At 46.9% G+C, this 25,025-nt stretch carries 22 protein-coding genes and 1 pseudogene; 4 read left to right on the forward strand and 19 right to left on the reverse strand.

Annotated elements, in window-relative coordinates; all coding sequences use genetic code 11:
• Position 1: 1 nt before the first annotated feature.
• From ASF99_RS03210 to ASF99_RS03260, 11 genes and pseudogenes are all read right to left on the reverse strand, one after another.
• Complete coding sequence (locus ASF99_RS03210; RefSeq protein WP_055966931.1) at positions 2-1,177, reverse strand: DHHW family protein; 1,176 nt, start codon at positions 1,175-1,177, stop codon at positions 2-4.
• Between the two features lie 15 nt (positions 1,178-1,192).
• Positions 1,193-2,581 (reverse strand): MBOAT family O-acyltransferase, encoded by a 1,389-nt coding sequence (locus ASF99_RS03215; protein WP_023467476.1) that lies wholly within the window; start codon positions 2,579-2,581, stop codon positions 1,193-1,195.
• Positions 2,571-3,056, reverse strand: coding sequence for a hypothetical protein (locus ASF99_RS03220; protein WP_055966933.1), 486 nt, complete (start codon positions 3,054-3,056; stop codon positions 2,571-2,573). Before ASF99_RS03220 ends, ASF99_RS03215 begins: the two co-directional genes overlap by 11 nt.
• Positions 3,053-4,153 carry a non-hydrolyzing UDP-N-acetylglucosamine 2-epimerase gene (gene wecB / locus ASF99_RS03225; protein WP_055966936.1) on the reverse strand — a complete coding sequence of 367 codons (1,101 nt, stop codon included), beginning with the start codon at positions 4,151-4,153 and terminating at the stop codon, positions 3,053-3,055. The genes ASF99_RS03220 and wecB overlap by 4 nt, the downstream gene beginning before the upstream one ends.
• A gap of 112 nt (positions 4,154-4,265) precedes the next feature.
• Positions 4,266-5,006, reverse strand: a pseudogene (tagH, locus tag ASF99_RS03230) (teichoic acids export ABC transporter ATP-binding subunit TagH); the annotation flags it as partial.
• A gap of 11 nt (positions 5,007-5,017) precedes the next feature.
• Positions 5,018-5,818: an ABC transporter permease gene (locus tag ASF99_RS03235; protein ID WP_029341022.1), complete on the reverse strand. Its 801-nt coding sequence runs from the start codon at positions 5,816-5,818 to the stop codon at positions 5,018-5,020.
• Positions 5,815-7,107 (reverse strand): nucleotide sugar dehydrogenase, encoded by a 1,293-nt coding sequence (locus tag ASF99_RS03240; RefSeq protein WP_023467466.1) that lies wholly within the window; start codon positions 7,105-7,107, stop codon positions 5,815-5,817. The genes ASF99_RS03235 and ASF99_RS03240 overlap by 4 nt, the downstream gene beginning before the upstream one ends.
• Before the next feature lie 278 nt (positions 7,108-7,385).
• Entirely contained in the window at positions 7,386-8,639 is a 1,254-nt protein-coding gene (locus ASF99_RS03245) for a glycosyltransferase family 4 protein (protein ID WP_035398386.1), read from the reverse strand.
• Positions 8,636-9,952: a glycosyltransferase family 4 protein gene (locus ASF99_RS03250; protein WP_235147622.1), complete on the reverse strand. Its 1,317-nt coding sequence runs from the start codon at positions 9,950-9,952 to the stop codon at positions 8,636-8,638. Before ASF99_RS03250 ends, ASF99_RS03245 begins: the two co-directional genes overlap by 4 nt.
• Positions 9,847-10,851: a class I SAM-dependent methyltransferase gene (locus ASF99_RS03255; RefSeq protein WP_035398389.1), complete on the reverse strand. Its 1,005-nt coding sequence runs from the start codon at positions 10,849-10,851 to the stop codon at positions 9,847-9,849. The genes ASF99_RS03250 and ASF99_RS03255 overlap by 106 nt, the downstream gene beginning before the upstream one ends.
• Complete coding sequence (locus ASF99_RS03260) at positions 10,848-13,472, reverse strand: glycosyltransferase (protein ID WP_055966940.1); 2,625 nt, start codon at positions 13,470-13,472, stop codon at positions 10,848-10,850. The genes ASF99_RS03255 and ASF99_RS03260 overlap by 4 nt, the downstream gene beginning before the upstream one ends.
• Positions 13,473-13,759: 287 nt before the next feature.
• Here ASF99_RS03260 and ASF99_RS17410 point away from each other — a divergent pair, with 287 nt between their 5' ends.
• Positions 13,760-13,924: a hypothetical protein gene (locus ASF99_RS17410; protein ID WP_023467459.1), complete on the forward strand. Its 165-nt coding sequence runs from the start codon at positions 13,760-13,762 to the stop codon at positions 13,922-13,924.
• Positions 13,925-13,982: 58 nt separating this feature from the next.
• On the opposite strand, the gene ASF99_RS03265 is transcribed toward ASF99_RS17410, so the two are convergent.
• Entirely contained in the window at positions 13,983-14,978 is a 996-nt protein-coding gene (locus tag ASF99_RS03265) for an NADP-dependent oxidoreductase (RefSeq protein ID WP_055966942.1), read from the reverse strand.
• Positions 14,979-15,166: 188 nt separating this feature from the next.
• Here ASF99_RS03265 and ASF99_RS03270 point away from each other — a divergent pair, with 188 nt between their 5' ends.
• Positions 15,167-16,225, forward strand: a complete 1,059-nt coding sequence (locus ASF99_RS03270; RefSeq protein WP_055966945.1) for a PTS transporter subunit IIC — start codon at positions 15,167-15,169, stop codon at positions 16,223-16,225.
• Positions 16,226-16,311: 86 nt separating this feature from the next.
• Here the strand turns inward: ASF99_RS03270 and ASF99_RS03275 are convergent, their stop codons facing one another.
• The 3 genes from ASF99_RS03275 to ASF99_RS03285 all read right to left on the reverse strand — a co-directional run bounded on the left by ASF99_RS03275 (position 16,312) and on the right by ASF99_RS03285 (position 18,084).
• On the reverse strand, positions 16,312-16,941 hold the full coding sequence (locus tag ASF99_RS03275) for an HAD family hydrolase (protein ID WP_035398397.1): 630 nt from the start codon (positions 16,939-16,941) through the stop codon (positions 16,312-16,314).
• A 13-nt stretch (positions 16,942-16,954) separates the two neighbouring features.
• Positions 16,955-17,518, reverse strand: a complete 564-nt coding sequence (locus ASF99_RS03280) for a DedA family protein (protein ID WP_035398399.1) — start codon at positions 17,516-17,518, stop codon at positions 16,955-16,957.
• Positions 17,519-17,649: 131 nt separating this feature from the next.
• Entirely contained in the window at positions 17,650-18,084 is a 435-nt protein-coding gene (locus ASF99_RS03285) for a YkvA family protein (RefSeq protein WP_023467454.1), read from the reverse strand.
• 136 nt (positions 18,085-18,220) lie between these two features.
• Here ASF99_RS03285 and ASF99_RS03290 point away from each other — a divergent pair, with 136 nt between their 5' ends.
• Both ASF99_RS03290 and ASF99_RS03295 read left to right on the forward strand, forming a co-directional pair.
• Complete coding sequence (locus tag ASF99_RS03290; RefSeq protein ID WP_023467453.1) at positions 18,221-18,970, forward strand: SDR family NAD(P)-dependent oxidoreductase; 750 nt, start codon at positions 18,221-18,223, stop codon at positions 18,968-18,970.
• Between the two features lie 334 nt (positions 18,971-19,304).
• Positions 19,305-20,552: a murein hydrolase activator EnvC family protein gene (locus ASF99_RS03295; RefSeq protein ID WP_023467452.1), complete on the forward strand. Its 1,248-nt coding sequence runs from the start codon at positions 19,305-19,307 to the stop codon at positions 20,550-20,552.
• Positions 20,553-20,628: 76 nt separating this feature from the next.
• Here ASF99_RS03295 and ASF99_RS03300 read toward each other — a convergent pair whose 3' ends face one another.
• The 4 genes from ASF99_RS03300 to rarD form a co-directional block, all read right to left on the reverse strand.
• Positions 20,629-22,278: a methyl-accepting chemotaxis protein gene (locus ASF99_RS03300; RefSeq protein ID WP_023467451.1), complete on the reverse strand. Its 1,650-nt coding sequence runs from the start codon at positions 22,276-22,278 to the stop codon at positions 20,629-20,631.
• A complete protein-coding gene (locus tag ASF99_RS03305; protein ID WP_023467450.1) occupies positions 22,275-23,249 on the reverse strand; it encodes a BMP family lipoprotein in 975 nt (324 codons plus the stop codon). Before ASF99_RS03305 ends, ASF99_RS03300 begins: the two co-directional genes overlap by 4 nt.
• 135 nt (positions 23,250-23,384) lie before the next feature.
• Positions 23,385-24,050: a deoxyribose-phosphate aldolase gene (gene deoC / locus ASF99_RS03310; RefSeq protein ID WP_023467449.1), complete on the reverse strand. Its 666-nt coding sequence runs from the start codon at positions 24,048-24,050 to the stop codon at positions 23,385-23,387.
• 76 nt (positions 24,051-24,126) lie between these two features.
• Positions 24,127-25,011, reverse strand: a complete 885-nt coding sequence (gene rarD, locus ASF99_RS03315; RefSeq protein WP_023467448.1) for an EamA family transporter RarD — start codon at positions 25,009-25,011, stop codon at positions 24,127-24,129.
• Positions 25,012-25,025: the final 14 nt, after the last annotated feature.

Genomic DNA, 25,025 nt, shown 5'->3' on the forward strand with positions numbered 1-25,025 from the left:
TTCATAGTGTGTTTTCATACGTCTTCATCAATCCAGCAATGTTCGAATTATGCAGGAACAATACGGAGTCGACTTGTTTTTGTTTAGCGAACTGCGAGACGTCGAATGATTTTGGCACATAACGAACGTCGACGACTTCCAGATTGGCACTTTTAGCAAGGAACGGTAAGACGGGATTCGCGAATGAATCCTTTAAGACGAGAATCGTTGGGCGATCATTCTTCGTCTGCTCCTTCATCGACATGATGCCGTGATTCCCGCGCAAGAATACTTCATACCGATCGACGTAATCTCCCTCCTGCTGAACGAAGGATTCATCAATGACTGGGCGATCGCATGCCCCGTCGTAACAGACATCGATCCCTTTAAAGAATGCTGGCCCATAATAAGCTAACTGATCACCGGACGTCGCGTACGCAAGCGTCGTCTTTCGCGCTAATGAACCATAATAGGCATGCTCATCCTCTTTACGATCTGCTTTTGATGGTGTGACCGGTTGCAAGCCCATCCCCTTCGTAATCGTCTGGTATGCTGACGCTGCCCCGTCGATATTCCAGTGATGATCCGTCTTGAAGTAGTCCGTTAGTTTTAATTGATCAAGTGACAAATTCGTCATCCCGGCAGCCTTGAAGTCACGAATCATTCCTACGTAACGTGTCCGTGCATTCGAAGCAACATACGATGGGATCAACTGATCGCGTTCAGCAATGACCGTCTTCGATGGAGCTAGCGCCATATATACGGGTCGATCGACTTCTTGCACGAATTGCTGAAACGCGTTTGGAATCTGGACTTGAGTCGAGGCACTCGGTTCGATCATATAGCCATTTTTAGCTGTATAGATTCCATTACGAAATGGCTGTCTGAAGACATCCTTCGATAGTAGCGCTTGCATCTCAACGAACGTTCCCCGCAAAAGTAGTTGATCCGTGAAATACGTCTCCATCTTCAGCATGTCTTTTCCAGTCGCGATTCCTTCGATCGTCGGATTGACCGATTGTGCGAGTGTACGGTTTTCTAACTGGGAACGCACACGATCCTCTCGGACGATCGTTCCGATACCAATCGTTAACAAGATGAGTAAAAAACTAATCGTCGTCACCCACATCATGATCCGTTCAAAAGAAGTCGTCCGTTTTTGTCCCTGCTTATTTTCTGTTTCAAGTGGCTGTGCCATCAGTAGACCTCCTTTTTAGAAGCGGAAATAGATGAATGGGTTAAACGTACTTGCAACAAGTGCTGATGTCGCCAAAAATAGTAGCAACATCGCATACCCATACTGCATCGTCGTACCAATTCTTCCGAGTGACACGACTAATCGCTCTCCGATGATTTTCGGAATCGGTGTCGCTGCGATACACGCGACAAGCAATAGAACACCATTTTGGACAAGCTGGTAGCTCGCGCGTTCATCCCAGATTACATCTGGTACGAACATCGCTTGAATGTAAGTAACGGCTTCTGGGAACGTCTCGGAACGGAAGAATACCCAACCGACCAACACGAGTACGAGTGTCCAAACGGTCGAGAAGACTGGCATTTTCTCCAACCATTTCCCGAGAAATGCTTTCTCGAGCATGATCCAGATTCCGTAATACGCTCCCCACGCGACAAACGTCCAACTCGCACCATGCCAAAGACCTGTCAGCATCCAGACAATTGCTAAGTTGCGATACTGTAACCATGGTGAGACACGATTTCCACCAAGCGGGATGTAGACATAATCCCGGAACCACGATCCAAGCGAAATATGCCAACGACGCCAAAATTCAGAAACTGACTTTGAAATGTAGGGATAGTTAAAATTCTCAAGAAAATGAAATCCGAACATCAAAGCTAGTCCAATCGCCATATCACTGTATCCCGAAAAATCGAAATAGATTTGTAAGGCGTAGGCGATGATGCCGATCCAAGCAAGCCCCATCGAAAGATCTTTCATATTGAAGATGGCATCCGCGACCTGACCACATCCATTGGCAAGAATCAGTTTTTTAGCTAAGCCGATCGTAAACCGACGAACCCCTCGGGCAAAATCGGAAACCGTCTCTTCTCGTGACTCGATTTGGCTCGCAATCGTGTTATAGCGAACGATCGGACCCGCGACGAGTTGGGGAAAGAACGCGATATAAAGGGCGAGGTCAAGCGGATTCTTTTGCACCGCTTCCTTCCCTTTGTAGATGTCGATGACATAACTCATCGCATGAAACGTATAGAACGAGATCCCGAGTGGCAAGACGACTTCTGGTACGAACCATCCTAATCCGAATGTCTCGTTGACTGAACGAACAAAAAATCCGCTGTACTTGAACCAGCCGAGTAACCCCAGATTGACTACGATCATGCTGAACATGATCCATTTGACGCCAATTCGGTGTCGATACAGATCGACGAACAAGGCGAAGAAGTAGTTGATTGTGACGCTCAGTAGCATCAGCAATGCAAAACGCGGTTCTCCGAATGCATAAAAGAATAGACTCGTCACTAATAACCAGCCATTTCGGAAGCTGCGTGGGAGTAGGTAATAGACGATCAACACAGTCGGTAAGAACAGAAATAAGAATATCGTCGAACTAAATAGCATACGTCGCTTCCTCCCCTGCCGTGACATGTTGCACAATCTGAATGTCCCGGAGATGGACCCGGAAGCTCCCCTCTTGCAAGAACTTCCATGCCACCTTGAAATACTTGGCTCCTGGTACTCGTTTCATCTGTATATGAACGACTGTCGCATTCGTCAATGTGACGGTTTCCGTTTCCGATCCCATCCGTTTTTTCTGTCCATATTGCATCTTGAATAACTGAACGACACATGGTGCATCGACTTCGAAATGACAGGTCACCTCGATGAGATCTCCTGTAATCGTGGCGTCTGACCGGTATAACTTTGAAGGCGGATGTTGAAATCCTTGATCAAACAACTGAATGTACAATTTGTCGTCTGTCGTCGCTTCTTGAAAATCAAAATAGACACCATCTGTAGCATCCTCAAGCAAGATTTTTTCCTGCGTTCCGAATGGAAAGAATTGATAAATCGCTGGAGGAATACGTTGACTCATACAGGTACCTCACTCATGATGGCATCGACGATTCGCTCCGCCGCTTGTGCATCGCCATAAGGATTCGCCGCTTGTGCCATCGATTGATAGAACACCTGATCCGTCAACAATTGATGACTCATCGTATAAATCATCTCTGGATTCGTCCCGACGAGCTTCAACGTTCCAGCTTCGACCCCTTCTGGACGCTCTGTCGTCTCCCGTAAGACAAGGACAGGCACACCGAGCGAAGGTGCTTCCTCTTGAATCCCACCTGAGTCGGTCAGAATGAAGGATGCCCTAGCCGCAAGATTATGGAAGTCAAAGACATCAAGCGGTTCGATCAATTGAATCCGCGGATGATGCTCCAAGCGAGCTGCCGCTTCTAGTACGACCGGATTCGGATGAACCGGATAGACGATTTCGATTTCTGGATGATCATTTGCTAACCGTTCGATCGCCTCAAAAATCGTTGCCAGTTGTAAATGATTCTCACGGCGATGAACCGTCAAAAGAACGAGTTTTCGTCCCGACTTCTCTAGGCGCGATAGGACAGGATGCGTATATGTCGGTGATACAGTCGTCTTCAACGCATCGATGACCGTATTACCGGTTACGATGATTGGTGTCTGCTTGTTCTCAGCACGTAAATTCATTGCAGCCTGTTCAGTCGGTGCAAAATGATAATCCGCCAACACACCTGTCAATTGACGATTCATCTCTTCTGGGAACGGCGCATACTTTTCATATGTCCGTAGTCCTGCTTCCACATGACCGACTGGAATCTGTTGATAGAACGCCGCTAAAGAAGCAGCGAACGTCGTCGTCGTATCCCCATGGACAAGGACGAGATCCGGCTGTTCCTTTTCGAGGACGCGACGCATCGCGTTTAAAATACGCGCCGTCATTTCCTCTAACGTCTGACGCGGACGCATCAAATCCAAGTCATGGTCCGGAGTGATTTCGAATAGTTCAAGGACCTGATCGAGCATCTCTCGGTGTTGTGCTGTAACGACGACGATTGGTTCGACGTCCTGACGATTTTCAAGTGCTTTGACGACCGGCGCCATTTTGATCGCCTCTGGTCGTGTTCCGAATACAAGCATGACACGTTTCATTTACTTCATCCCCTATCTCATTTCATGACGATTGTTCAATCGTCTCGCCCATCATTTGCTGATCCACGGAACCGATCCGTTCCGTTCGTTTCTTAGCTACGTAATGGGAGGCTTGCTTTTTTGATAACTGTTTGTACCAATATAGATATTTATTGTATTCAGCCAACGTTTCGTTCGTCGGACCAAATAGACGTACTTCCCCGTATTCCAACCAAAGGATTTTTGTACAGAAACTCTTTACCTGGCTGAGCGAATGACTGACGAAAAAAATCGTTTTCCCTTGATCGCGGAATTCACGCATCTTATCGAGGCACTTTTCGGTAAACGTTTGGTCTCCGACTGAGAGTGCTTCGTCGATGATCAAGATATCTGGATTAATATGAATCGAGATCGCAAAACCAATCCGAGCTCGCATGCCGCTCGAATATGTCTTGACCGGCTGATCGATAAACTCCCCGATATCAGCGAACTCTAGAATTTCTGGAGTAATCGTCTCGATTTGTCGTTTCGTCAAGCCCATCATTAGCCCTTTTAATTCAATGTTATCTCGCCCTGTCAGTTGACTATTCAATCCACTAGAGATGGCAATCAATGCTGACTTTCCACCCAATGTGACCCGACCGTACGTCGGTGGTGTCACGTTAGCAAGCAGATGCGATAGTGTCGATTTCCCACTTCCGTTGATGCCAACGACACCGACGATTTCTCCCTCTTCCACAGAAAAGGAGACGTTCTTCAGAGCATAGAACGATTTTCCATTCACCTTACCGAACAACACTTCCTTTAGCTTGTCGATCGGTCGGGCATAGAGCATGTACCGTTTCGATACATTCTCAAACACGACATGACCCATCGTTCTCCCTCCTATACGTAATCGATGAAATAGCGTCGGAATCGAATGTGAATCGATGCTCCAACAAGTAAGATTGCGAGCGTCATACACCAGAAATACACGCCGTACCACATATGATCGAGCAGATAACCCGTTCCGATGAGTGCGGACCGATATCCCTCAATCAAATAAACGAGTGGGTTTAACATCAACAACATCTTAAATAACGAGTGATCTGGCGGAATCCACATGATTGGTGTTAAATACATCAGCATGCGGATCGCAGATGTCACCATGTTTTGTACATCTCGAATCATCGTCGCAAGTGCGGATAACAATAAGGAGACCGCATATAGGAATACGACGCCTGCCGGTACGATATAAAGGAGTTCAAGCGTATGCCATCCCGGGAAATAACCGAAGGCACACCCTAAAATGATCGTCAAAGCAATCATCGCGAGATGACGGTAGAATTGTGCCAAAATGACATACGCTGGAATCGTACTCAATGGAAAGTGCATCTTCGAGACGAGAGCGACCCGACCATAAATCGACCGGGAACCACTTGGAATCGTACTGCCGATGAAGAACCAAGCAATCAATCCGCTGACGAGCCAAAAAACGAACGGAATTCCATCGACTGGATGCCCACCACGAATCCCGAAGCCGAATACGACCCAGTAGACACCGATTTGGAGTAGTGGCGTCATGATCTCCCAAAACCAACCCAGGTATTGCATGCTATATTGACTCTTTGTTTCATAAAGCGAGAGCCGAAAGATCAGATATAGATGATCCTTCAACTCTCCCCCAATCGTTCGTAACGCGTTCATATCGCTTTCGCATCCACTTCCGTCACGCGGTGCGTATGCAAATTACCGAAGTTCAGGACTTTGACAGCGTCGAGCTCATTGACGATCCCTTTCGTATCAAAGAGTAACGGTGTCCGCATGTAGTTTGCGAGACGACGTGAATCGAATTGTTTGAATTCATCGTGGTCGACTAAGACAAGCGCTAGGTCGGCGCCTTGAATCGCCTCCAGCTCATCGACGAGTTCGAAACGTGTCGAAATCGAGCGTTCGACGTGCGGATCACAGACAGCGACGTCAAGTCCACGGTCGAGTAATTGTTCAATGACTTCGACAGCTGGACTCTCGCGCATGTCGTCGACGTTTCCTTTATACGTGACACCAAAGACGGCGATTTTTGGACGGACACGCGAACCGACGAGACGAGCTGCTTGTTCGGCAACGAATTGTGGCATCTGAACGTTCGTTTGTCGTGCCGTATGAATGATGCGAGCAAGCGATGGGGCTTTTGCGACGATGAAGTACGGATCCACTGCGAGACAGTGACCACCCACTCCCGGTCCCGGATGATGCAAGTTCACCCGTGGGTGCATGTTCGCCATCTCAATCACATCTAAGACGTTGATCTCTAGCTGATGACATACTTGCGTCAATTCATTTGCGAGAGCAATGTTGACATCGCGGAACGTATTCTCCATCAACTTCGACATTTCGGCTGTCTTCGCATCTGTCCGGACGATTTCACCTTGAACGAATGTTTCGTAGACGGCAGCACCTGCCTCCGCACACGCTGGCGTCAATCCACCAACGATTCGGTTATTATGGATAAGTTCATGTAAGATTTGTCCTGGCAAGACACGCTCGGGACAATGGACGACATAAATGTCCTCACCGATCGTAAATCCAGCTGCTTCGATTAAGGGACGGACATGATCATCCATCGTTCGTGGCGCAATCGTCGATTCGACGATGACGACGTTCCCTTTTTCAAGGAAGGGTAGCATGTTGTTAACCGCTGAAATGACATATTTCAAATCACACGATTTATACGTATCGTTTAAGTTAGGAGTTGGAACGGCGATTAAAAAGACATCTGCTCGTTCTGGCGTAAGTGTCGCTCGGAATTTTCCGTTCGCGACGACTCGTTTGATGACATCCTCGAGTCCTGGTTCTTCAATATGAATCGTTCCCGTGTTCAGAAGATTGACGATTTGTGGATCGATGTCGACACCTACGACTTCCGTGCCATGATCCGCGAACATCGCAGAAGAAGGTAATCCAATATATCCTAGTCCGATTGTGCAAAGTTTCATTTTGTCATTCCTCCATCGAGTTAGTCATACTAGCCAACGAACGGTCTGTGGCTTGGCTGTAACTAGACCATAACGACATTTCCTTTGCTTTCCAATGCTTCTAACCATCTCTTAAACCATTCTTCACAGACCTTACATTTCCAGTGTTTTCTATCGTTTTTGTAAATCTTATGAAGCTTTCGCGAATCCTTCGTGTCTATTCGAATGAAACAAAACGACTCGTCAGGAATCCTCCTTCATTGCACGTGGATTTCCCTTCGAGTCGTTGACTATTTTTCTTATTTTGCGCTAGATTCCATGAAAATCGAGTCATAGACAGCAAGAAGTCGACCTTTTTCTTGCTCCCAGTTGTATTGTCTCCTTGCTACGCTTGCTCGTTCCTGCATCGCCCGTCGCAAGTTCTCATCCTTCACTAGACGATTGACCGCCTCGGCGATACTCTGCGGTGATTCGACATCGACGATTAATCCAACTCCTTCTGTTTCGACGACACGACGGATTTCTGGTAAGTCGGCCGCGATGACAGGAATCAACGCCGCCATGTATTCGAATAGTTTATTCGAAGAAGCGGAATAATGATTGAAGCAAACGTTCTGGAGGACTTGAAAGCCGACCGTCGCCGCTGCCGTGTAACTGGGTAGTTCAGCAAGTGGAACCTTATCAATGAAGCGGATACGAGACTTTTCCGATGATTGCGTAGCCAGTTGCATGAGTTTCCCTTTTAACTTTCCATCTCCAACGAAAATAAGTGTTCCTCGATCGATGAACGGCATCGCTTCAATGAGTCGCTCCAGTCCACGTCCTTCCTGGATCCCGCCCTGATACAACAAAATCGGCTCGTCTGGTACGAGTGCTAACTCTTCGCGTAACGGTCGCGGTTGCGGAACAATCGGTTCGTAAAACGGATAATTGTGCAAGACGGATGGTCGGGTTCCATATAATTTTTGATGATAATCTGCACGCGTGTCATTTTCAACGATCGTCTGGTCGACGAATCGAAGCAGCCAGCGTTCTAATTTCCCTTGCATGCTTCCGTATCCTGTCCGATCGGTTTGGACTTCATGCGAGTCATAGACGATTTGGGCACCACGCGCCGCCCCAATCGCTTGTGGTAACGTATTGACATCGTTCGCATGCATGACGTCATAATCATGCTTCCGGGCAGTACGTGTCATACGAAGAATGCCGAAACTGTTATATAGGGCGTAACGGATGAATCGACTTCGCATGAGTAAAAAGAGCACGAGCATCACGGGAATAAGCCATGGCGCAAGAAGCGCACCCATCAATCCGATAACAAGGGTCCGTTTTTTCCGTTTGCGAAAGAACGGGAGCCACCTCGCAAAAGGTGGCGTCCGGTCGATTCGAATGACGCGAAACCCAGACATCGGGTATTCGACTTCTGGAAGTGTTCCGTCATTTAAGCAGTATAGGTCTACGCGGTGTCCTGCTTCGACAAGTGCCGTACATTCACGTAAGACACGGGCATCATTCGTAAACGGATTCCAAACAAACATTCCAATGCGCTTCATTCTGCGACCGCCTTTCGTGACTGCGTTTGTTCGATGGCTTCAAACAAGCGCTGTTCATTTTGTTCCCAATCGAAATGGCGTTGGACGTAATCCACACCCGCCCGTCCCATCGCTGCACGTTTCTCTGGATTTCGTGATAACTCGAGAATATGATCAACGATCTCCTCTTTTTTCCGCTGGACAGACACATAACCGGCTCCTGCTTCTTCAATGACATGCGCCGCATGACCGGATACCGCACCGACGATGGCACAGCCCATCGCCATGTAGTCGATGATTTTGCCTGGTGTCACTGTATCGAACGCTGTACTCTCGACGAGTGTCGCAAAGGCGATGTCACTCTTCGCGAGTTGTTTCAACGCATCCCAGCGTGGCATCGCGTCAAGAAACTCGATATTCGTCAATCCACGTTCCTTGACGAGTCGTTCGAACGTTTGCTTGTGATAGCCGTAACCGACGACTTGAAAGCAGATATCCTGTTCTTGTTGAAGTTCCTGTGCGACGTCAAGCAACAAGAACACATCTTGTGCGAGTCCGATATTCCCTGTATACACGACGCGCACTTGTTCCGATACTTTTCGGCGTTTGATCAACCACTCATTTTCCTCGATGGAGTTCGGGATGTAATGAATTTTTTCCGGTGCAATGCCCCGCCCTTCAATATACGATCGAAACCCCTCACTGTTGATGACCAATTGATCGGCCTGACGATACATCCACTTTTCAAGCCAGTAGAGCGGAGTCAATAAGAGACGCGATTTCGTGATGCCGACGCCAATCAACGATTCCGGCCATAAGTCACGTACATCGAGAATCAAAGGAGCCTTTTTGACATGTTTCGCGACGACCCCAACGAGTCCCATGAAGATGGATGGCGTCGTCGCATAGATGTAGGCATAGGATTTCGGGTCATGCCGCACCTCTTTAATCGCGAGCACGAATTGTTCGACGAACAAGCGAAGACGTCGCCATAAATTATTCGTTGCCCGGACGTCACGCGGCTGAATACGGGTCACATGAGCCGTATCGAGGCTCGGTTCATCCCAGAACATCGAGTCCGTATAGAGTTCTGCCGTTGGATAGAGCGGTTCTGACGTTAGCACATGGACATCATTTCCCGCTTGTTCCATCCGCTTGAAGATATTCTTCATTCGGTTTGCCGCACTACCGATTTCTGGATAGAAATTTTGACAAATCATCAAGACGTTCATCGACGACTCCGGTGTTGTTTGAGTTGACGTCGGAACTTCCAGTAGCGGACGACGACTTTTCCGAGTTTTGAGCGCGCGAGTGAGCGGTATTTTGATTTCCATGATGCATTCGCCTCCAACAATTCCAGATTTGTCACCAGTGATCCTTCGAATCGATCAAGCAGTGCGGCATATTGTTCTTCAAGCATCTTGTATTGTTCATGCTGTTCCTGCAGTTGCTGTTCATGACGTAGCGATTCTGCTCGAATATGCTCCAATTCTTCCGTTTGTTCTCCTAACCGTTGCACTTTCCGTTCTAGATTCTGTTGCTTGCGTTTTAAATCAAGGATCGTTGCCAGATGCAATCGTTCCACCTCTTCAAAGGCATCCTCGAGCCATTCGACTTCCGCTGGTAAAATTGCTCGACCCTCTCGAGGTTCCGGATAGACTTGGATCGTGACCCCGAGCCACTTATCAATCCGCTCGATCGTCTCGATTTTACCGAAGGGTGTCAACTGCTCAAGCAATTGATTTAAATAGTATGTCCGTTTATGATCCGCATAATCGTTTACTCCGAATGGGACTGTGATGACGAGTCGTCCTTCTGGTGCGATGAACGAGACGGCACGGGCGATAAAGCGCTCTGGCTCTCCGATATGTTCCAGTACTTCCGTCATCAAGACTGTATCGAATTGAATGTCAGGTGTGTATGTCATAACATTTGCTTCATGTAATTCCACCTTTTCTTTAACGGATGTTGGTTCCTCCAGTAAGGCTTGTTTGGCCTCGATGATTGCTTCCGGTAGTACATCGATTCCGACGACGTGTTTCCCTTCCCGTCCAAGTAAAATCGGAACGACTCCACCCGAACACCCGATATCTAAAATGTGCTCCCCTTTTGCTTGTCGAACGATCCAGTGAACACGTGCGCGAACTTTTTTACCGAATCCACCACCTAACTGATCGTAGTAGGCAGCTCGGATTTGATCCTTGGGGCGTGCTGTTTTCATCGATGCCGTCATTTCTGCACCTCCTCGAGTAATAAGTGTTGAAGTCGATCCGTCTCCTGTCGATCCGCAAGTTCTATGAACTGACGGATCAATGGGTTCGTCAACGTGATGGGTTCATAGAATCCGATGATTGTTCGCAACAATGCGATACTCGGTGCAAAATCCTTATCACTGCAGTAGCGTAATTTGACAAGATACCAATGCTCAAAGAAATGCTCGAATCGAGTTTCCTTGTATTCCTCTAGCACTCCATAACGAGCGAATTTCTCAGCACGTGCCCGCTCTCGGACGACACTTCGTTCGAAGAACTTCACCGTCAATGCATTCACGGTCGACCCCGCAACAGCTGCGTAGTAATAGTGGATAACTCGATTGACGAGTAAGACACGGTTCGCGCGAAGCATCAATTCTTGGAAGAACAAGGAGTCCTGACCAACCGCACCGATGACCTGTTCCAATTGATGTTCAAGCAAGAAGGTGCGACGGACGACGAGTGCTTGAATGCTTTGTACCGCAAACCGATGTTTCAATAGAAAAGCTTTCGGATCCTCACAAACCGTTCGTCCTTGTTTACGAATCGTCGGTAAGGCGATGATACTTGTCTTCTCGGCAAGCTTTTTCATATGCCCTGCCACAAAATCAAGTGATGGATCTTTTTCTAGTTCTTGAAGCAAAAAGGCATATCGATCACTGAGCACCTCGTTATCCGGATCAAGGAACGTCACGTAGTCAGCTCGTGCCATCTCGACTCCTTTGTTACGCGGACGTGAAGCACTACCGCTTCCACCTGTCTCAAAGAAATAGGTTCTGACATTTTCATGACGTCGTGCGAGACGCTCTACGGCTTGACGTGTCGCTCTGTCCGTCGATCCATCATCTACGAGTAAAATCTCTGACTCCATGAATCGATCCATCCGCGTGAGACTGGCGAAACATTTATACGTGAGGTGTTTTCCATTGTTATAGATTGGAACAACGACCGACAGTTGCGGAGTCTGATTCGTCGGAACTACCGTCTGCTCGTTCCACTCCAATTGATCAAGCAACAGTGTTTTTCCGTTCAGTTCATCTGCCTGGAACATGTCATATCCGATAGCTGACCGCCAAACAATCGCACCGTTTCGGCTACCGCTCATCTCTTGTACATGATACGGATACTCACTTCCTTTGCGAACGATGCTGGCATCACTGTATTTAAAACCATTCACAAGATCCTCTAGATAATACTCACCATAGGATTCCTGTCCATCCATCCAAGCAACGAGATCTGCTTGATTGTAAAGTTGCTCCGTTAATGCATCCACAGAAACGATTGCGTCGGGTGTGAGGCTTTGGCGATCGATTACGTTACGGATGTCTTCTCCGTCCTGAGCGACGACGACTAGTAAACGATGTTTTTGTGTCTCAGGTATGCGCCCGATGAACGCTAGAATCTGATCCATCCGCTCGAAGACCGTATGCCCCGTCATGACGGCACGAAGTCCTTCTGCTCGTAACCGTTCGATTTCTTCTTGCGACGTGCGCTCCACGATTGCCGTCGCCTCTTGTGCGTCATGCACGGTAAAAATATTCGGAAATTCATTATTGACGGCGATACTGTAATTCGACAGAATCAAATTCCCGAGTGCTTGTGATTCATAAACGCGACGGGCACACATCGTTTTGCTGTATTTGATGCTGTTCAAGTTCAAAACCCAGTCATAACATTTACTGACTTGTTGTAAGGCATCATAAGGAATCGCTGGTGCGACCCGTGATTGATAGCGCTCCGGAAACTGATAAGCTGGTAAGTCGAGATGATAATTTCGGTCCACGATATCGAGTTCGTGCGAGGATTGCATCACCCCATCAAATAACATTTCCGTATCTTTCACACGTTCCGGATATTTCGCCATCCAGCTACCGGCAAATAAGACGCCCTTCTTTCGGCTACGTGTCGCCCCGATTGGATTATGAATCAGTGGATTGACACCAAACGGCATCGCCATGATCCGATCGTGTCCACATAAGACACGGTATTCAGGAATCATCGCCTCATCTGAAGTCAGAACGTAATCCGCAGCTTGCGCCACGTCTTGAAAACGTTCATGATTGCTCGGATCTTCTGTCGATTGAAAAACGACTGGAATGCCTTTATCTCTCACTTCTTGCATCATCGCAAGTAATCGGTTTCGCTTCTTGGAATTCGGTGTGGCGACACCTTTCCAATCATCATTTTGGAGTCCTTTCCAAGACGAAATAACTAAAAATAGATCAATTGGGCGTTTGAAGACATCCTCAAACGTATCAGAATTAACGTAATGAAGATGAGCCGCATCTTCATAGTAGGCATACATGAATTCCGAACAGACGATGGCTATTTCGATTGATCGTTTTTCATAATAACGCGTCGTCGTCCGGATCGGTATATGTGAGACATCCAATTGATCTAGTAGTGACGCTTGGCTATTTTGTCGGTAACGTGTCGTCGTGTTATTAGAAGTTCGAACCGTCGGCAGTCGCAAGACGTCTAACTGACGGAGTTTTTCGAGTGCATCTTTACTTGCGGTCGTCGCGCTCGTCAGCCGTTTTTTCTCTTCGCGGACCCAGTTCAGTTGTTGCATGATTTGTCGTTTCCATTTTTGATCACTCACACGTAAACACCCTTCCTCTTTTCAACTCTTTCTTAGTCTACGGAAGCAGTTCAAAGGCTACTTGAAGGACTTGCAAGGTTTTTGTAAAGACTTCATGAAGCTTTTTTGGATTTTCCTTACATTCCAGTTCAGTCAACCTGTATTTCCTAGGAAATCGACCGCTTTCACTTTCTTGTCCGTGGAAGTCATTCACATGTTTTCAAAAACGAATCCTATGCACCCTGATTGTTTTGGATTTAAAAAACGGGGAAACATTACTACGTATTGATAAAAGGAGATGACTGGACATGTTAAACGAAAAAAATCATGATTTACCAGATGAAAAGGCAGACGTTGGTCTTCACCCGGATCCTGATCCAGCTGAGACATCCGATCCCGGAATCAAGCCTGCGGAAACACAACATCCGGATCCTGATCCTGAAGAGCTCGAGCGCGATCGAAAAGATTCATGAATCTTACGCCATTGAAAAAGAGGTTGCGGAAATGATTCCGCAACCTCTTTTGGCATATTTACTTCACTTTTACTAATAGTTTCCCCGTGTTCGACCCATCGAACAAGCCAAGGAAAGCATCTGGTACACGATCGAATCCTTCAAAGATCGTTTCTTCGTATTGTAACTTTCCTTCACTAACCCATTGACCGAGTTGCTCAGCCGCCTCCTTGAATCGTTTGCCATAATCGCCCACTAAGAAACCTTGCATGCGCGCACGCGCGATGATTAATTTCGATTGAACACGTGGACCGATGTCCTGTTGTGCGTTATATCCAGAAATGGCACCGCAGACTGGTACCCGCGCGAATGGATTGAGTCGATCAAGAACTGCATCACCGATTTCCCCACCGACGTTTTCAAAATAGACATCGATGCCGTCTGGACATGTCCGGTCTAACGCTTCCCGGATGTCTTCCGTTTTATAATTGATGACTTCATCAAAACCAAGATCTGCTTTCAAGTGTTGTAGCTTTTCGTCACTTCCTGCGATTCCGACGACACGTGCGCCTTTGATTTTAGCGATTTGACCAACGATCGATCCAACAGCCCCTGCTACTGCCGATACGACGACCGTTTCCCCTGGTTGTGGATTCCCGATATCAAGCAATCCGAAATACGCTGTCATCCCTGTCATTCCGAGAACACCAAGTGCTGTTGAAATCGGTGCGATTTGCTCATCGATTTTACGAACGGTTTTCGCATCGACGACTACTTTTGTTGCCCAATCGAGCATCCCGACAACGACATCACCTGACTTGAGCCCTTCACTTTTAGACTCGATGACACGTGCTACGACACCTCCGTGAATCGGTTCATCAATCTCAAATGGTTGCGAATAAGAACGCGCATCGTTCATACGACCACGCATATATGGATCGACCGAGATATAGAGTGACTCCAGTGCGACTTGTCCTTCCTTCAGCTCTGTTAACTCAAATGATTCATAGCGGAATGTTTCCCCTGTTGGTTTTCCGTTTGGTCGTGCTGCTAATACGATACGTTGTTCTGACATGATTCATGACCTCCTCATTCAATGTACTTCTTCACTGTAACAATTCCGTTTCTGAAAGACGAATCCTTTGCTTGTTTGGAATTTTCTAACTTTTTCTTGACGTCCTTCTGTTCTTACCGTAAGATAAAACACAATTCATAACTTTTATACTGTTATGCACAAAAGCATTACATAAGGAGAGGATTTGTATGGATTCATCTATTTTGCGTCAGCCACGTCAATTCGCTGTTCATGTTTTAAACGGACTCAGTATCGGAATTCTTGTTGCCCTCATTCCGGGAGCACTACTCGGTGAACTCGCTAAGGCGTTGTTGCCATACGTATCCGGAGCCCAGCATGTTTTAGATGCCACTACACTCGCGATGCGCCTTTTGCCGATGGTGATTGGTGTTGCCGTAGCCATGCAATTTAAAGTGACACCGATTGCGACCACGTCGATTGGACTCGCGACGGTCGTTGGCTCAGGCGTTGCAACTCGTGCAGATGCGACCTTCGTTTTCGTCGGCACGGGCGACGTCATCAATGCCGGACTGACGGCAGCTGTTGCGACGGCAATCGTCTTATTGATCGGTGAACGTTTCAAGACGTATACGGTGCTTGTCATGCCAACGATTTTGATTGTCGGTGCCGGTGGGATTGGTGTTTTGACGTATCCGTTCGTGACACGGATCACGACAGCGATCGGACATGTCATCTCAGACTTTACGGCACTTCAACCCGTCTTAATGGGTATTCTGATTGCGATTACTTTTTCCGTACTGATCGTCTCTCCGCTTTCAACGGTCGGTATTGCGACCGCCATCAGTCTATCGGGTGTTGCCGCCGGAGCTGCAAATCTAGGCGTCTGTGCCGCTGGATTCGGTCTTGCGATTGCCGGGTGGCAAGCCAATTCGCGCGGAACGTCGATTGCTCATTTTCTTGGTTCTCCTAAAATCCAGATGGCGAACTTCATCCGTAATCCCTTGATGATTCTTCCTGTCATGTGTAGTGCTGCTATCCTTGGCGCACTAGCAGGAATGCTCGGCATCCAAGGTACACCGTTTAGTGCCGGCTTCGGAATGTCTGGATTAATCGGTCCGATCAATGCGTTACATCTGATGTCAGGAGGCTGGACATTGTTCAACATGACATTTGTTCTGGGATTATTCATCTTCTTGCCGGTCATCCTTTGTCTAGTGTTCCACCTGCTCTTCCGGAGATTCCGTCCATGGATGAGTGCAGAACCATACCGACTGGATTTCGAGTAAGTTCATCGTTATCGTTCTCTCATCACAAAAAAAGCCAAGCCGACCGTCTAAAAAATCGACGGATCGAGCTTGGCTTTTTGGTGCATTTATTTGATCACTGTCAGTAAGTCAAGCGGTGACTCGATGACATGGTCTGCCGAATCCCACTCGGATTGTGTCCCAAAACCGTACTGGCATAAAACGACCGGCATCTTTTCCTTACGAGCCGCTTCCACATCGGAAGACCGATCTCCGATCATCCAGTAGGACTCTTCCCCAAACTCCTCACGGTGCGCTCGTAAAATATCCGCCTTTTCTTTCCCGTTGACGGATTCTAAGCATTTCGGACTCGTGAAAAACGAACGAATGTCTTGACTATCCAGCACAAGGTTAAGATAGTGGTTGCCACAATTACTCGCTGTTGAAATGGTATGTCCTGCAGACACTAGCGCTTCTAATAAGGATCGAATTCCATCAAACAAGACATTCTGTTCTGCCATCGTCGCTTCTAGATGACCATGTCTTTTTTTACGAATCAACCGAATATCCTCTTCTGAGGCTTCCGGAATCGCCTTACGCCAAAAGGCACTTCCTGCTAAACCATAACTTGCTTGTACACTAGCTTTAGAAGGTTTTGGAAGATGCGGCATGTCCTCCATCGCCCGATGGATTGCTTCTGTCATCTGTTCCGTTGAATCGATCAATGTACCGTCAATATCGAATAAGATAATTGCCATGTTCCCACTCCTTTTAGATTTCTTTTTTTGCTTTTCTCTTTTTTTGAATCAAGTAGCCAACCGTAATCAACACACCTAAACCAATCCAAACTATTGGATGATTGAGATGGTGCAATTTTCGCCATTCATGCCCGACGGCTTTCCCGCCCCAAATGAAGATCGCCGACCAAAGGAAAAAGGAAATCGTCGTCACGACGGTAAACGTCCAGCGTGAAACACCAGTCAGACCGGCACCAATCGCAAATCCGATGCGCCACATCGGGGACAGAAGGAGAATATAGCGTCCCTTCGTCTCCATTTGTGTCTGAAACTGAAGCATTTTTGTTTCCGAAATCCGAAACCATTTGAATAAACGGTTCAATAACCGTTCACTCCCGAACTGACCAATCGTAAAGAAGAGGTTCTGACTAATGACGAAGCTCACTACAGCGAGGAACAACATGAATAGCAGATTCGCCTGTGCCGTGTGGACGAGATATCCGGCATACGCTAGCGGCACTTCGCTCGGTATGAATGGAAACATGAGCGTCATCATGATGCCAATATAACCGTATGACTCCATCCAGTGATGTCCCATCTTCGTCCCTCCTCCCCCTTTACCAACTATTTCTAGTGTATCGAACTTTCAAGAAGGCGTACAGGAAACGGCTCTTTTTACATCAGAAAGAGCGACTTCTCATAGTGAAGTCGCTCGGATCATCTATTTGATTAATACGCATCCTCACTTTGTACTGGTTGCGTACGGCGCTTTTGTTGTTCATCTTGCCAGTCACTGAAACGTGTCAATTCTTCAAAGACTGTTTTCGTGACGAAAAGGATGACCGCGATATCGTCTGCGAAACCAAATCCGAGTACGAAATCAGGTACGAGGTCAATCGGTGACACGAGGTAAATCAACGCTCCGATTACTTTTAAGATCGTCGTACGACGAATGTTGCGATATTCACCTGACTGGTACGCGCGAATCATATCGACGAATAACGTCAACGGTGAGAAGACGACGGACAAACGAGAGTTACTGTTTACCTTTGCAGTTGCTCGTTGTAACAACGAATTCGTCTTTTTCGGACGATCGATATAATCTTTTGCATCTTCGGCATATTGATTTTGTTGTTTTTCTAATTGTTGATTCGAGAATTTCATTCCTATTTTCCCCCATTCGAAAGTAACTTCAACGCTTTTCTATTTCCCTGTTCCTACGGATGATAATCCTGTCAGGTTTCAGGATATGATGGAACGGTAAAAAAGGGAGAGAAGCGTTACAGAAAGGATGATTTTTATGAATCATGTTAATCAAACCGTCATCATTACAGGAGCTGCGAATGGAATTGGTGCAGAACTCGCCCGCACCTATGCTGCGCATGGCGCAAATGTCGTTCTTGCTGATATCGATCAGATGACAGGAGACGAATTGGTCCAACAAATTGAAGAAGATGGTGGTACGGCTTACTTCTATCACCTCGATATCCAACATGAAAAAGACGTTCAACTGTTGATTGAAAAAGCGATTGAACATACTGGTCGCATCGACATTGTCATCAACAACGCTGGTATTATGATTCGAAAACCATTACTCGAATTATCGCTTGAGGAATGGGACCGAGTTCATCATACGAATCTGCGTAGCATCTTCTTGACAACTAAGGCGGCTACACCCTATTTGAAACAAAGTAAAAGTGGTGGTCGAATCATCAACCTTGCTTCGACCCGCGCCTTTATGTCGGAACCGCATACGGAATCCTATGCGTCGACGAAAGGTGGTATTTTTGCTCTGACCCATGCACTTGCTGTCTCACTTGGAGAAGACGGAATTCTCGTCAACGCGATTGCTCCTGGTTGGATTGAAACCGGTGACTATCAAGAATTATCACCTGAAGATCATAGTCAACATCCAGCTGGTCGCGTCGGAAAACCAAGTGATGTCGCTCGTGCGGCTCTCTATCTGACACACCCAGATAACGATTTCTTGACGGGCGAAACATTGGTCCTAGACGGTGGAATGACACGAAAGATGATTTATGAAGAATGATTCGTGCTGAGTGCCTTTCGGGGCACTTTTTCATTTCACAAAAACTATACTTATACCTTTTTCAAACATTAATAAACGTTCTATTTATATGATGTTACAAAAATATATCCTATGACATCATTCGGAAATCAATCAATCGTTCCTCAATTTTTCCTTCTATATCAACGATTCAAGCATGTCCTTTTACTTCTCTATCGTTATTTTCATAAATTCTTCATACTTTCTGCTAGTTTCTCTTGTATTTTTTTAAAAGAATTGTAAAGTGGATTTTTCGATTTTCTTGTTAGAGTGGGATAGGTAACACTTCACAAGGGAAAGGAATGACGCTTAGTTTATGAAACGACCTTTCGGAAAGTCACTCGGGCTATCGCTCATGACACTCACTTTACTCGCAAGTCCGCTCATGACGACAACTCCAGTCGACGCGGCAAGTTCATATAAAGAAAAGCAACAACAAAACCAGCAACAACAATCGAAGCAACGCGAGGCGTTGTCTCAAAAAAATAATCAATTATCTAAAGCACAGCAACAAGTCTACGCCCTGGATCAACAGATTAACGGGCTGACATTACAAGTCGTCGAAAATCAAAAGAAGATCGACGAAAACACGAAACAGATTGCTCGATTAGAAGATAAAATCGAAAAGTTACAAAAGAAAATCAAGAAGCAAGAAAAAATGCTCGGTGATCGCCTGGCAGTTCGTCAGTCTAAAGCCGATAATGCCCCGCTGCTTGAAGCCGTCTTCGGCGCAAAAGATGTCGGTGATATGATTAGCCGCTTCAATGCCTTCAATACGATTGCGGAAAGCGATGCTTCTTTGTTAAAAGATTACGAATCAAACAAAAAAGAACTGGCAGCTGCGAAAGAAGAATTGAAGCAGACACGCCAAGACTTGATTGAAGATCGTAATGTTTTAAAAAAGAAACAACGTGAACTGAAAGAAGAGAAACAAAAACGAACAGCCCTTTTGAAACGCTTGACGTCACAAAAGAAAAAAATAGAATCCAATATCCTCAGCCTGAAAGAGGCATCGGCCCAACTGAAGGCACAGGAAGCAGCTGAAAAAGCGGCAGCTCGTGCTGCAAAAGTAGCTGCCGCAAAAGCCGCGAAACAATCGGCAGCGCCAGCATCTGTTAGCAAGGCCAGTACGAAAGTCATCTCAAAAGCAAAAGGTAAATTCATCAAACCTGCTCAAGGCTCTGTTTCGCAAGGAATGGGTGCAGCAAGCGGAAGTAATGGTTATGCGTACCACAACGGAACAGACTTCGCTGGTCCACTCAACTCGCCAATCGTTGCGTCTGCAAGCGGAACAGTCATCTTAGCAAGTTCAGGTGGTCCTTACGGAAATCACGTCTATATCTCTCATAATATCGACGGGAAAACATATACGACCGTGTATGCTCATATGAATGCCTTAAACGTTAAACAGGGACAACAAGTCAAACAAGGACAGCAAATCGGTGTTCTCGGAAGCACCGGTAACTCAACTGGTCCACACTTGCATTTTGAAATCCACGATGGTGGATACCAGTATGATGCGAATGGACGGACGAATGAGCTCGATCCAGAAAGCTTCTTCTAATAAGTCTAATAAGTCGATTCAAGAAAAAGTGCACGCCTTCTCTTCCTGAGAAAGCGTGCACTTTTTGCTGTGTTCATTAAATTTTGAATTGATGTGTCTGACTGTCAAGCGACGTCGTCGTCGATTCGAGTTCTTGCATCAATTGATGAATCTGTTCGAACGATGCCTGTTGATCACGCATCGAAGCAGCAATTTCTTCGTTTCCGGCTGCAAGTTCTTCCATGACGCCACTGACTGTACTGACTTGACCAACGACATGACGGGCTTGTTGTTTCGAATGAACGAGTTGTTTCGTCACGTAATCGAGCGTTTCCGTCACACTTGCTACCTTTTGACGCGTCTCACCGAATGCTTCTTGAACGTGTGTGAAGTTCTCGACCTGATTCGTCTGCTCCCGCTCCGCTTGCACGAGTGCTTCTTGTAAGACAGCACCATCCTGACGAATCGAACGAACGAGTGAGAAGATTGAGCGCGTCGCCTCATTTGTCTCATCCGCTAACTTTTTAACTTCACTTGCTACGACGGCAAATCCACGACCGGCTTCCCCAGCCCGCGCCGCCTCGATGGCCGCATTAAGTGATAATAAATTCGTCTGTGCAGAAACTCCAGCGACGAGTTGCGCCATCTGTTCGATTTGTTGCGTCTGCTCTAAGAAACCTTCCAGTTTCTGACCAAGTTCGCGATTTTGTTCTGTTGATGCACGTAGTGATGCGGCCTGTTGTTCCATGATAGAACTACTTTGAACCATCACGTGATCGGCCGCCTGTCCTTCTGCATAAGCCGTTTGTGCACGTTGTTCACTCTCTTCAAAGAGCTGTTGCATATCGGACATCGTACTGACTGTCGTCTGGATATCGTCCGACACCGTTTGTGTCCCGCTCGCCATCTCATTGATCGCATGGGTCATGTTACCAGAAACTTCAACGATGTTCGCGTTCTCCGTCGTCGCTTCCGTACTCATCTGACGAATCGTATTCGACGAACGACTGATCGTTCCGATGACCTCATGCAATGTTCCTTGCATCTGCGCAACCGCTGTCTCGAGTCGACCAATCTCATCTTTTCGACCGGATACGACTAATTCCTGCGATAAGTCTCCGTCCGAAATCTGTTCTGCTGTCCGGACGACACGGCTGATCGGTCGCGTGATGCTACGTGCGAAGTACCAGTTGTATAACGCAAGACCAATCAGGAGAATGAATGTCGCAATCATGACGGTCCGCGTCAGGTTCAATGTCTCGTCTTTTGCTTCACGTTGTAAGACATCATAAAACTCTCCATTTTTCGTATGTAACGTATAGAGATCACTGAGCACACCTTCGATTCGTGCAGCGTGCGAGCGAATCTCAATCGGATTCATCGCGTCCGTCAGTTCCGTCCGTTTCGCAGCAAGCGTCTTATATTTCATATCCGCCCGGTTCAACTCTTCTTGAAATGCTGGAATCAAATACGTCTTTTGTAACTGGTTCAAGGCTTGTTCGTTCTTTTTGCTAAGTGCCTGTACTTGCTCCGCCTGACTTTCAGACGGTTGGCTTGCCAGTCGGTTCCATGCTGCCTGTTCATATAAGAGCTTCGTTTCAAGCTCTGAGATCTCAACGAGCTGTTTCCCGTAATCTTCGTTATAGGACTGAATTTGACGGAGTTGGAACAAAGTCCATCCCATCAAGATGACGACACTCAAAATCGTCACTAACGTGGAGAGTAAAAATCGTTTCCGTAACGTCATTGGATCGTCACCTTACCTTCGAGCACGTCTTGTTGTAGCTGCTCTAATTTTTTTCGTTCCCCGTCCGTAAAGTTCGTGTTTCGGATTGGAGCCAACTGGATTGCCCCTTCTTTGACACCCAGGACGACTTGTCCGGACTGTAGACCTTTCGCAGCCACATCTTGTCCGATTTTTGTGATCGCAAGATCAACTTGTTTTAGCATTGACGTCATGACAGCGTCAGGTGCGATCGGGGTCTGATCGCTATCGACACCGATCGCTTTTTTCCCCTTCGTTTGCGCTGCCTCAAGGACACCGCTTCCCGTCAACCCCGCTGCTGCGTATAACACGTCTGCCTTTTTCTGCATCATTTCGTTTGCGAGCGTCCGTCCCTTTTCAGGCGCTGCAAAGTCCTCTGCGTATTCGACGAGTACTTTTGTTTTTGGATTGACGGCTTTTGCGCCAGCTATGTATCCTTTTTCGAATTTTTCGATCAGAGGTGACTTCATCCCACCGACGAAACCAATCGTATTCGTCTTCGTTTGGATACCTGCAGCCGCACCCGCTAAATAGCTTCCTTCGTCCTCTTTGAACGTAACCGAGAGTACGTTCGGTAACGTCGATACAGCATCAATCAAGGCGAATTGTTGTTTCGGATATTTTTTAGCAACGGTCTCAAGATCCGTCTGTCCCATGAATCCGAGTCCGACGATGACGGTCGGCTTCTTCTTCGCTAACGCTTCGAATGCTACTTTATAGGTCTTCGTTTCGTTCAACTCTCGGTAATCGATTGACCAACCTTCCTTCTCGCGTAACAACGCCATACCGCTCATCGCCGCATCGCTGAATGATTGATCGCCAAGACCCACATCCGACAAGACGACTGCCATTTCCTTTCGTTCCTTGACTGCCCGTTCTGGATCATCGATGACACTGCCGCACCCTGCGAGGCTAAGTGTCGATGCCAGTATGATTCCACTCCACCGTTTCATTCATTCCACATCCTTCCGACATTCTACATCTGATTATCGGAAGCGATGTCTGACTTCTTAATACAAAATTTAAATTCAGAATAATTCCATAACAAAAAAATGCCCCTCAAAAAAAGAGGGACATTTGAGATATTCTTAGTAGTCGCTATCAGAAGTACCACCTGTAACGATTGCGATTCCTGCTGATGCGCCAATGCGCGATGCACCTGCATCGATCATTGCTTTTGCACCTTCGAAGTCACGAACGCCACCAGATGCTTTAACACCGATGTCAGGACCAACTGTCTCACGCATGAGACGGATGTCTTCGACAGTTGCACCACCTGTTGAGAAACCAGTCGATGTCTTCACGAAGTTAGCACCTGCTTTAACTGAAAGTTCAGCAGCTGTTTTGATTTCTTCTTTTGTAAGAAGGCAGTTTTCGAAGATGACTTTAACGAGTGTACCGTTTGCCGCTTCGACAACCGCACGAATGTCACGTTCTACTAACTCAAGATCGCCATCTTTTAATGCGCCGATGTTGAGAACCATATCGATTTCAGTTGCACCGTTTTGGATCGCATCCTTTGTTTCGAATGCTTTTACTTCTGGTGTGTTTGCTCCAAGTGGGAAGCCGATGACTGTACATACTTTGACGTCATCATCTGATTTTAAGAGTTCTGCTGCTAACGCGACGTATGTTGGGTTAACACAGACGCTTGCGAATTTGTATTCTAATGCTTCTTTACAGAGTGTTTCGATCTGAGCACGTGATGTTTCTGGCTTCAGTGCCGTATGGTCGATCATTCCTGCTAAATTCATGTTTGTTGTCCTCCTTAAGGGTATCCCTTAGACTCTGTTTTTATTCTATCACGCAAGAGGTCAGACTTCTATCTTTTTACGCGACTTTTCGGAGCTGTTTTTTCCGAATCCAGACACCATTGAGCGTAAAGACGATTGCTGCTGTCCAAATACATGTAAACGCCACCATGTGCGTTTTAGTAAATGGTTCGTGATACAGCAACACACCGAGTCCAAGCGACAAGGTTGGTGCGACGAATTGCAGGAATCCGACCCACGTGAACGGAATCCGTTGTGCCCCGAATCCGAATAACAAAAGTGGAACAGCGGTGACAATCCCGGTCAAGATGAGTCCGGTCGTCGTACCGACAGATTCGGTCATCGAAGACGTCCCTTGTACTTGCCAATAGCCTAGGAAAATCAAAGCCAGCGGAAGCGGCGCCATCGTCTCGAGCGTCAGACTGACCGTTGATTCGAGTGGTCGCCGCTTTTTGACGACGCCGTAAAAGCCGAAGCTTAAGGCAAGTGCGATCGAAATCCATGGAAACTCGCCGTAGCCAATCGTCAAAATCAAGACACCGATCGTCGCAAGGACAATCGAGATCCACTCGATCCGTGAAAGCTTTTCCCGAAAGAATACGACACCAAAGACGATGCTGACAAGCGGATTGATGTAATAACCAAGCGACGCTTCGACAATGAATTGATGATTGACGGCCCAGATATAGATGAACCAGTTCAGACTGATGATCAGTCCGTTTAAGAAAAAGAGTCGCCGCGTGAACGGATCGCGTAACGCCGTTTTCCACTTCCCAAGTGCTTTTTGAAATGATAATAAGATGAGCAGAAATAAGAATGACCAGATGATCCGGTGTGCCAGTATCTCTTCACTCGGTACGTTGGCGAGCATCTTCCAGTAGAGCGGTAAGAGTCCCCAAATGATATACGCGACAAGTGTCGCAAAGAATCCTGGTAGATTCACGTAATCCCTTCTTT

The sequence above is a fragment of the Exiguobacterium sp. Leaf187 genome (assembly GCF_001423925.1).
Lineage (GTDB): Bacteria > Bacillota > Bacilli > Exiguobacteriales > Exiguobacteriaceae > Exiguobacterium_A > Exiguobacterium_A indicum.